The sequence below is a fragment of the Candidatus Methylomirabilota bacterium genome, assembly GCA_035260325.1.
In the GTDB taxonomy this organism is placed as follows: domain Bacteria; phylum Methylomirabilota; class Methylomirabilia; order Rokubacteriales; family CSP1-6; genus AR19.
Genome location: DATFVL010000032.1, coordinates 1 through 8,234 on the forward strand (window position 1 = coordinate 1; position 8,234 = coordinate 8,234).

Genomic DNA, 8,234 nt, shown 5'->3' on the forward strand with positions numbered 1-8,234 from the left:
TGCGCTCCCTCGAAGTGGGAAGGACGCGAGCGGGGAGCTTGGGATGTCTCGCGCGCTTCTGGCGAGCTTGTAGGGCTCTCCAATGAAGGGCAAAGAGTCGGCAAAGTCGAAAAAATCGGTCTTCTACCGCGAGGAGTTAGCCACGCGCGGTGAATGTCTCATTCACCCTGGTTCCGACGTGACTTTGCTCTTTCTTTGCTCTCACTCCCCGTCGTCACGGGTCGGCATGGTCTTCCCGACTGTCCAGAGGTAGACTGCAACCGCGCGAAAACACACGATGACGACTCACGGCGACGTTCGCGCGGGAGCACTGTTTTGAACTTCGACTTCACCGAGCGGGAAGAGGCGTTTCGCAAGGAGGTCCGGCGCTGGCTCGAAGCCAACCTGCCGGACGACCTCCGCGGCCGCGCCTTCGCGTCCTCGCGCGCCGGGCTCGACGAGGTCCGGAGGCTCCGCGCCTGGCAGAAGACGATGCACGCGGCGGGCTACGTCGGGATGGACTGGCCCCGCGAGTTCGGCGGACGCGGCGCGTCGATCACCGAGATGGTCATCCTCTACCAGGAAATGGCGCGCGCGGAGTCGCCCCAGCTCGTGAACCGCGGCGGCGTCTCGATGCTCGGGCCGACCCTCATGAAGCACGGGACGGTCGCGCAGCAGACGCGCTTCCTGCCGAAGATCCTCACCGCCGAGGAGCTGTGGTGCCAGGGATTCTCCGAGCCGAACGCGGGCTCGGACCTCGCCAACCTCCAGACGCGCGCCGTGCGCGAGGGGGACGCGTTCGTCGTCAACGGCCAGAAGGTCTGGACCAGCATGGCGCACGTCGCCGACTGGTGTTTTCTGCTCGTGCGGACCGATCCCGGGGCCCCCAAGCACAAGGGCATCACCTTCCTGCTCCTGGACATGAAGACCCCCGGCATCACGGTGCGGCCGCTCCGCCAGCTCACGGGCGAGGCCGAGTTCAACGAGGTCTTCTTCGACAACGTCCGCGTGCCGGCCGAGAACCTCGTCGGGAAGCTGAACGAAGGCTGGAGCGTCGCGATCACCACGCTCGCCTACGAGCGGGACCTCCTGACCTTCATCCGGCACATCTCGCTGCGCAACGCCCTCCACCGGCTCGTCGGGCTCGTCCGGCAGCACAAAAAGAGCGCCGACCCGATCGTGCGCCAGAAGGTCGCCGGCCTCTGGATCGGCGAGCAGGCGCTCGCGCTCAACGGTTACCGGACCCTGACGAAGATCCTGCGCGGCGGCGCGCCCGGGCCCGAGGGCTCGACGTCGAAGCTCTTCTGGAGCCAGGTGGACCAGGACCTCGCCGAGGTCGCGACCGAGGTGATCGGCCCGTACTCCCAGATCGCCCACGGTTCTCCCTGGGCGCCCGACGAGGGCCAGTGGGAGTTCTACGAGCTCCTCGCGCGGGCGAGCGGCATCCGCGCCGGCACCTCCGAGATCCTCCGCAACATCCTCGCCGAGCGCGTGCTCGGCCTGCCGAAGGACTGACGCCATGAGTGATCTGCTCTACGACGTGAAGGACAAGATCGCGACGATCACGCTGAACCGGCCCGACAAGCTCAACGCGTTCACGGCCGACATGATCGACGGGTGGTCGAAGGCGCTCGCGGCGGCCCAGGCCGACGAGAGCGTGAACGTCGTCATCGTCACGGGCACCGGGCGCGCCTTCTGCTCGGGCGGTGACGTCGGTCGCATGCGGCAGGGCGAGCCGACCGCGCTCGACGGGAAGAACTCGCTCTGGGAGGGCGTCCACCGAGTGCCGAAGACGCTGGAGGCGATGGACAAGCCGGTCATCGCCATGGTCAACGGGCTCGCGGTCGGCGCGGGCATGGGCATGTGCGTCATGTGCGACATGCGGGTGGCGGCGGAGTCGGCGCGCTTCTCGACGGGCTACGTGAAGGTGGGGCTCGTCCCGGGCGACGGCGACACGTATTTCCTGCCGCGCCTGGTCGGCGCCGCCAAGGCCCTCGAGCTCCTGTGGACCGCCGACTTCATCGAGGCACGGGAGGCCCACCGGCTCGGCATCGTTCAGCGCGTGGCGCCGGACGCCGAGCTCAGGGACGTCACGTACGCACTCGCGCGCCAGATCGCCGAGGGCCCGCAGATCCCGATCCGCATGATCAAGCGCCTCGTCTACCAGAGCCTCAGGCTCGACCTCAGGACGCACCTCGACCTCGTCAGCTCGCACATGTCGATCGTGCGCCAGACCGCCGACCACGCCGAGGGCGTGGCCGCCTTCAAGGAGAAGCGGCCGCCGAAATTCTCGGGGCGCTGAGCCTCTAGCGCGGCTGCAGCACCATCTGCGTCTGGATCACGAGCGCGAGCAGGCGCCCGGAGGCGTCGGTCACGCGGGTCTGCCAGACCATGGTCGTGCGGCCGCGGTGGAGCGGCGTCGTCTCCCCGCGCACGGTGCCGTCGCGCCCGGCGGCGAAGAAGTTGGTCTTCGACTCGAGCGTCGTGGTCGACGCGCCGGGCGGGAGATTGAGGAACGTCGCCGTCGCGCCCAGCGTGTCGGCGAACGCCATGATCGCGCCCCCGTGGAGCGCGCCGCCCAGCGTTCGGAGGTCGTCCCGGATCTCGAGCTCGGCGACGAGCCGGTCCTGCGCCGCCTCGGTGTACCGGATGCCGATGAGTCCGGGCAGATATTTCTGTTGAAGCGCCGTCAGCTCGGCGGGATCGATCGTCACGGTGCCTTCCTCCTAGACCGGCGAGTAGCCGCGGTACTCCATCTGCGCCGCGATCTTCTGGCGGGCCTCCGCGCCCCAGAACTTCTCGACGAGGTAGAGGCCGAGATCGAGCGAGGAGGCGACGCCGCCCGCGGTCACCACGCGGCCTTCGTCCACGATGCGCCGGTCCGTGACCACCTCGCGGCAGAGCGGGCGCAGAAGGTCGTAGGCGCGGTGGTGGGTCGTCGCCCTGAGGTCCTTCAAGTAGCCCGCGCGGCCGAGCAGGAGCGCGCCCGTGCACACGGAGGCCAGCGGGCGCTCACCGCCCCAGGACCTCAGGTAGTCGAGCAGGCGGCGGTCGTCCGCGAGCGCGCGCGTGCCGAACCCGCCGGGCACGTAGAGGAGGTCGAAGCCGCCGAGGTCCTCGTAGACGGAGTCGGGCTTCACCACGAGCCCGGTCTCGTCGGCGATCTCCGGCTCGGTGCCGATGATGCGGTGGCTCACGCCCGGATCCACCGACATCGTGGCGACGCGCCGCAGGGCGTCGTACGCGCCGACGAAGTCGAGGAACGTGAGCCGCGGGAAGACGAGGAACGCGATCCGCTTGACGGCCATCGCCGCGTCAGGCCGGCTTGACCGAGGCCTTGTGGCGCTGGGCGAGGGCCTGGTAGCCCTCGGGGTTCGCGTGCACCCAGTGCTCCGCCGGCGTGCCCGCGAGCGGACCGCGGACCTTGGCCGGCGCGCCGAGCGCGAGGGTGCCGTCGGGGATCTCGGTCCCCGGCGTCACCAGGGCGCCCGCGGCGACCATCGCCCGCGCGCCGATCCGGGCGCCGTCGAGCACGGTCGCGCCGTTTCCGACGAGGCACTCCTCGCCGAGGAACGCCGCGTGCACCGTGCAGTTATGGCCGACCGTGGCGCCCGCGCCGATCTCGGTGCCCTGCCGCGGCGTCACGTGCACGACCGCGCAGTCCTGCACGTTCGCGCCCCGGCGGACGACGATCGGGTTGAAGTCGCCGCGCAGCACCGCGTTGTACCAGACCGACGCGTGCTCCTCGATCGTGACGTCGCCGACGAGGACGGCGGTGGGCGCGATGAACGCGGTCGGGTGCACGGTCGGGCTCTTTCCCTCGAAGCTGAACAGTGGCATGGGCTCTGCCCTCGCAGTATGCTCGAACCGGCCCCATCTTACGCGAACCCCGAGCGACGTGGAGGCTCGAATGTCCCTGCCGAGGATCGCCGCCGTCGCGACCGCGACGCCGCGCGAACGGTTCACGCAGCCGGAGCTCCTCGCGCTCGCGGGCTACGACGACGCCCGGCGCCGCGGCTTCTTCAGCCGGAGCGAGATCGAGGGACGCCACCTCTACATCGACCGCGCGACGTTCCGCCCCGGCGAGAGCGTGGACGAGCTCAACGCCCGCTTCCGCCGCGGCGCGCTCGAGCTCGGCGAGGCCGCCGCGCGCGCCGCGCTCGCCCGCGCGGGCTGGCGGCCCGCCGACGTGGACTTCTTCGCGACGACGACCTGCACCGGCCGGCTCACGCCGAGCCTCGACGCCCACCTGATCGGCCGCCTCGCGCTCCGGCGCGACGTCCAGCGCGTCCACGTCGGGGACACGGGCTGCGCGTCGGCGATGGTGGCGCTGCAGCAGGCGTGGAACCACCTCCAGGCGTTCCCGGGCCGGCGCGCGCTCGTGCTCGCCGTCGAGATCTGCTCCGCGGCGTACTTCCTCGACGACCGGCTCGAGAGCGCGGTCGCGCACGCGATCTTCGCGGACGGCGCCGGCGCCCTCGCGCTCGCGACCGACGGGCCGGGGCCGTCGGTCGTCGCGCACCGCACGCTGTTCCGTCCCGAGCATCTCGACGCGATGGGGTTCGAGTACCCCGGCGGACGGCCGCGCGTGGTCCTCTCGAAGGACGTGCGGCACATCGGCGCCCAGATGATGGGCGAGATGGCGGCGCTCCTCATGGGCACGCAGGGACTCAAGCGCGAGGACATCCGCTACTGGGTGCTCCACTCCGCGGGCCGGCGGGTGATCGACCGCGCCCGGGCGCTGCTCGAGCTCGGGGAGGAGCACGTCGCGCACTCGCGCGCGGTGCTGCGGCGCTACGGCAACATGTCGTCGGCGACGATCCTCTTCGTGCTCGAGGAGATGCTGCGGCGCGAGGCGCCGGTGGACGGGGAGTGGGGGCTCATGATCGCCCTCGGCCCGGGCTTCGCCGCCGAGGGCGCCCTGCTGCGATGGTAGTGCCCCCGGCCTCGCGGACCCGGCGCCGATGATCAGAGCGGAGGGGGCGCTCGAGCTCCTCGACCGTCCCGTGAGCGCGACGGAGCGGGCGGCGTCGCTCGCCGACATCGATCGTCTGAACGCCTGGTTCGGCGGCTACGCGCTGACGCTGCGCGAGATCCGGCGCGTGGCGGCGCGCGCCCCCGCCCGCCGGCTCGTCGTGCTCGACGTGGGCGGCGGCCACGCGGCGTTCGCCGCCCGCCTCGTCCGGTGGGCGCGCCGGACCGGCCGCGCGATCCGCGTCGTGGTGGTCGAGCGCGACGCCCAGACTCTCGCGCTCGCCCGCCGGATCTGCGACGCGTACCCGGAGATCGCGCTCGTCCGCGCCGACGCCACGGCGCTGCCGTTCGCCCGGGGCGCCGCGGACGTCGTCGCGGCGTCGCTGACGCTTCACCACCTCGAGCCCGACGCGGCGGTCGCCGCGCTGCGCGAGATGGCCGCCGCCGCGCGCGGCGCCGTCGTGGTGAACGACCTCCTGCGCACGCGCCTGGCGCTCACGCTGGTGTGGCTCGCGACGCGGCTGCTGCGGTGCCACCCGATCTCGCGTCACGACGGTCCGCTGTCGGTCCGGCGCGCCTACTCGGGCGCCGAGCTCCGCGCGCTCGCCGCGCGCGCGGGGATCCGGAGGCTCGACGTCCGCGAGTATCCGGCGTTCGGGCGGCTCGTCGCGGTGACGCGGTGAGGGCGCCCGACGTCATCGTCGTCGGCGCGGGCCCGGCCGGCGCGGCGGCGGCGATCCTCCTCGCCGAGCACGGGGTCGCCGTCACGCTCCTCGACCGCGCCCGGTTCCCGCGGCCGAAGATCTGCGGCGAGTACCTGTCGCCCGAGGCGCCGCGGGTGCTGGACCGCCTCGGCGTGCTCAAGGCGGTGGACGGCCGTGCGGTGCCGCTCGCGGGCATGCGGATCACGGCGCCCGACGGCACCGAGCTCGTGGGCACGTACCGCGCGCTCGGCCGCTTTCGTCCGTACCGCGAGCACGCGATGGCGCTCCCCCGCGAGACGCTCGACGCGATCCTCGTCGAGCGGGCGCGCGCGCTCCCGATCGACGTCCGGGAGGGGACGCGGGTGACCGACGTGCTCCTCGACGGCGACCGCGTCACGGGTGTCGAGGCCGTGGACGGCGCCGGCCGCGTGCAAGCGCTCCGCGCCCCGCTCGTGATCGCCGCCGACGGCCGGGCGTCGGTGATCGCGCAGCGCCTGGGGCTCCGCCGCGAGCACCGCCTCCGGCGGATGGCGCTCGTCACCTACGTCGCCGGCCTCGAGGGCTGCCGCGATCGCGGCGAGATCTTCGTGGACCCGCCGGACTACGCGATCCTGAACCCGGTGGCGCCCGACCGGGCGAACCTGTCGCTGGTCGTGCCGCTCGGCGACGCCGCGCCCTGGAGCGCGCGCCTCGAGACCTTCTTCACCGCGCGCGCCAGGCACCTGCCGCACCTCGCCCGGCGGCTCGCGGGCGCGCGCCTCGTCGCGCCCGTGCGGGCGCTGGGACCGCTCGCGTACGAGGTGGCGCCGCCGCGCGCGGGCGGCGTCCTGCTCGTCGGCGACGCCGCGGGCTTCTTCGATCCGTTCACGGGCGAGGGGGTCTTCGCCGCGCTGCGCGGCGCCGAGCTGGCGGCCGAGACCGCGGTGCGCGCGCTCGGCGCCGGCGACTGCTCGTGCGCGGCGCTCGCCGGCTACGCCCGCGCGCGGCGGCGGGCCTTCGCGGGCAAGGAGCGCGTGACGCGCGCGCTCCAGCTCGTCGTGGCGCGCCGCCCGCTGGCCGACCTCGCCGCCCACGCGCTCGCCCGGCGCCCCGCGCTGCTCGACCTCCTGCTCGGCGTCATCGGGGACTTCGTCCCACCGCGCGCGCTCCTCCGCGGGCTCCTGCGCTAGAATCCCTGCCCGGGAGGGCGAGGGATGGCCAGCCGGTCGGACAACCTGCCGCGCCGCTTCGCGCGGATCTACACCGCGGCGATCACGGACGTGATGGACGAGCTGGGTCTCCATCGCCAGACGCTGCCCGCGGCGATCCAGCCGCTCACCGCCGGCATGCGTGCCGCGGGCTACGCCTTCACGGCGCGCGGCCGGCCCCACCGCGGGACGCCGCGCGAGCGTGACGAGACCCTCCGCCGGTTCCTCCGAATGCTGGGCGCGGTGCCGGCCGACTCGGTGCTGGTGCTCGCCGCCAACGACAGCGTCGCGGCCCACTTCGGTGAGCTCAGTGCGTCGTGGTTCCGCGCCCGCCGGGTGCGCGGCGCGGTGATCGACGGCGCGACGCGCGACACCGCGTCCATCGCGCGCCTCGGGTTCCCGACGTTCGTGCGCTACCGCACCCCCCAGGACTCCGTGCCGCGCTGGAGGGTGCAGGACTGGGGGCAGCCGGTCACGATCGGCGGCGTGCGGGTGAGTCTCGGCGACATCGTCGTCGCCGACGGGGACGGCGTCGTGGTGGTCCCGCGGCGCGTGGCGCACGAGGTCCTCACGCGCTGCGAGAAGCTCGTCGCGACCGAGAACAGAGTGCGCACGGCGGTCCGGCGCGGGATGACGCCGCTGGACGCGTACGCGAAGTTCGGGAGCTTCTAGCTAGCGGGCGGGGCGTCGCGCGGGCTTCGCGGGCGGCCGCGGCGGCCCCTCGTCGCCGCCGATCTGCGGCAGGCCCGCCTCGAGCAGCGGCTTCTCGATGTGATCGCGGATCCACTTCGCGTCCCACCACTCGAGCGGCGTCACCGACACGCCGTTGACGAGCACCTCGAAGTGGAGGTGGTCGCCGATGGCGAGCCCCGTGTTGCCCGTGCGGCCGAGCTGCTGTCCCTTCTCGACCGCGTCCCCGACCTTCACCTCGACGCTCGAGAGGTGCGCGTAGAGCGTCTGGAGCCCGAGGCCGTGGTCCACGATCACGGTGTTGCCGTAGATGGTGAGCGGCCCGGCGAAGACCACCGTGCCCGTGTTCGCGGCGGGCACGGGCGACCGACGGGTGGACGCGAGGTCGAAGCCGTAGTGCACCTGCGTGTCGATCTGACGGCCACCGAAGACGTACACGCGCGTCTCCGCGAAGTTCGCGAACACCTTCGTGTTGCGGGGCTGCACGAACCGCCCCTCCCACAGGGGCCGGTCGGCCGTCGTGGCGCCGATCCGGCGCTTCGCCTCCTCGGCCTGGCGGCGGAGCTCGCGGTTGATCACCAGGAAGCCCTCGACCAGCGGCTGGCCCGCGGGGCGCTGCGGCAGGAGCTCGGGGACCTTCACCTGGAGGAACGCGTCCTTGATGTCGATCGTGTCGTGGGGGAAGCGGCGGGGCCTGAGC

At 72.9% G+C, this 8,234-nt stretch carries 10 protein-coding genes; 6 read left to right on the forward strand and 4 right to left on the reverse strand.

Going from position 1 to position 8,234, the window contains the following annotated elements:
* Nucleotides 1-315: 315 nt before the first annotated feature.
* Together VKG64_02390 and VKG64_02395 are read left to right on the forward strand one after the other, a co-directional pair.
* Complete coding sequence (locus VKG64_02390; GenBank protein ID HKB23877.1) at nt 316-1,494, forward strand: acyl-CoA dehydrogenase family protein; 1,179 nt, start codon at nt 316-318, stop codon at nt 1,492-1,494.
* Nucleotides 1,495-1,498: 4 nt separating this feature from the next.
* Complete coding sequence (locus VKG64_02395) at nt 1,499-2,281, forward strand: enoyl-CoA hydratase (protein HKB23878.1); 783 nt, start codon at nt 1,499-1,501, stop codon at nt 2,279-2,281.
* 4 nt (nt 2,282-2,285) lie between these two features.
* Here the strand turns inward: VKG64_02395 and VKG64_02400 are convergent, their stop codons facing one another.
* The 3 genes from VKG64_02400 to VKG64_02410 are packed head-to-tail and all read right to left on the reverse strand — an operon-like array spanning nt 2,286 to nt 3,819.
* Complete coding sequence (locus tag VKG64_02400; GenBank protein HKB23879.1) at nt 2,286-2,687, reverse strand: PaaI family thioesterase; 402 nt, start codon at nt 2,685-2,687, stop codon at nt 2,286-2,288.
* An 18-nt stretch (nt 2,688-2,705) separates the two neighbouring features.
* Entirely contained in the window at nt 2,706-3,287 is a 582-nt protein-coding gene (locus tag VKG64_02405; GenBank protein ID HKB23880.1) for a DJ-1/PfpI family protein, read from the reverse strand.
* 7 nt (nt 3,288-3,294) lie between these two features.
* On the reverse strand, nt 3,295-3,819 hold the full coding sequence (locus tag VKG64_02410; GenBank protein ID HKB23881.1) for a gamma carbonic anhydrase family protein: 525 nt from the start codon (nt 3,817-3,819) through the stop codon (nt 3,295-3,297).
* Nucleotides 3,820-3,889: 70 nt separating this feature from the next.
* Here VKG64_02410 and VKG64_02415 point away from each other — a divergent pair, with 70 nt between their 5' ends.
* From VKG64_02415 to VKG64_02430, 4 genes are read left to right on the forward strand one after another with little or no spacing between them, the layout of a single operon-like run.
* Nucleotides 3,890-4,915 (forward strand): 3-oxoacyl-[acyl-carrier-protein] synthase III C-terminal domain-containing protein, encoded by a 1,026-nt coding sequence (locus tag VKG64_02415; protein ID HKB23882.1) that lies wholly within the window; start codon nt 3,890-3,892, stop codon nt 4,913-4,915.
* A gap of 28 nt (nt 4,916-4,943) precedes the next feature.
* Nucleotides 4,944-5,636 carry a methyltransferase domain-containing protein gene (locus tag VKG64_02420; protein ID HKB23883.1) on the forward strand — a complete coding sequence of 231 codons (693 nt, stop codon included), beginning with the start codon at nt 4,944-4,946 and terminating at the stop codon, nt 5,634-5,636.
* On the forward strand, nt 5,633-6,826 hold the full coding sequence (locus VKG64_02425; protein ID HKB23884.1) for an NAD(P)/FAD-dependent oxidoreductase: 1,194 nt from the start codon (nt 5,633-5,635) through the stop codon (nt 6,824-6,826). Before VKG64_02420 ends, VKG64_02425 begins: the two co-directional genes overlap by 4 nt.
* Before the next feature lie 24 nt (nt 6,827-6,850).
* On the forward strand, nt 6,851-7,516 hold the full coding sequence (locus VKG64_02430) for an RraA family protein (protein HKB23885.1): 666 nt from the start codon (nt 6,851-6,853) through the stop codon (nt 7,514-7,516).
* Here the strand turns inward: VKG64_02430 and VKG64_02435 are convergent.
* Nucleotides 7,517-8,234 (reverse strand): M23 family metallopeptidase (locus tag VKG64_02435; protein ID HKB23886.1); only part of this gene is annotated, 718 nt, incomplete at its 5' end.

Excerpts from the sequence above, each read along its gene's own strand:
- VKG64_02395 (HKB23878.1), top strand. The coding sequence starts at position 1,499 with ATGAGTGATCTGCTCTACGACGTGAAGGACAAGATCGCGACGATCACG.
- VKG64_02405 (HKB23880.1), bottom strand. The coding sequence starts at position 3,287 with ATGGCCGTCAAGCGGATCGCGTTCCTCGTCTTCCCGCGGCTCACGTTC.
- VKG64_02410 (HKB23881.1), bottom strand. The coding sequence starts at position 3,819 with ATGCCACTGTTCAGCTTCGAGGGAAAGAGCCCGACCGTGCACCCGACC.
- VKG64_02415 (HKB23882.1), top strand. The coding sequence starts at position 3,890 with ATGTCCCTGCCGAGGATCGCCGCCGTCGCGACCGCGACGCCGCGCGAA.
- VKG64_02420 (HKB23883.1), top strand. The coding sequence starts at position 4,944 with ATGATCAGAGCGGAGGGGGCGCTCGAGCTCCTCGACCGTCCCGTGAGC.
- VKG64_02430 (HKB23885.1), top strand. The coding sequence starts at position 6,851 with ATGGCCAGCCGGTCGGACAACCTGCCGCGCCGCTTCGCGCGGATCTAC.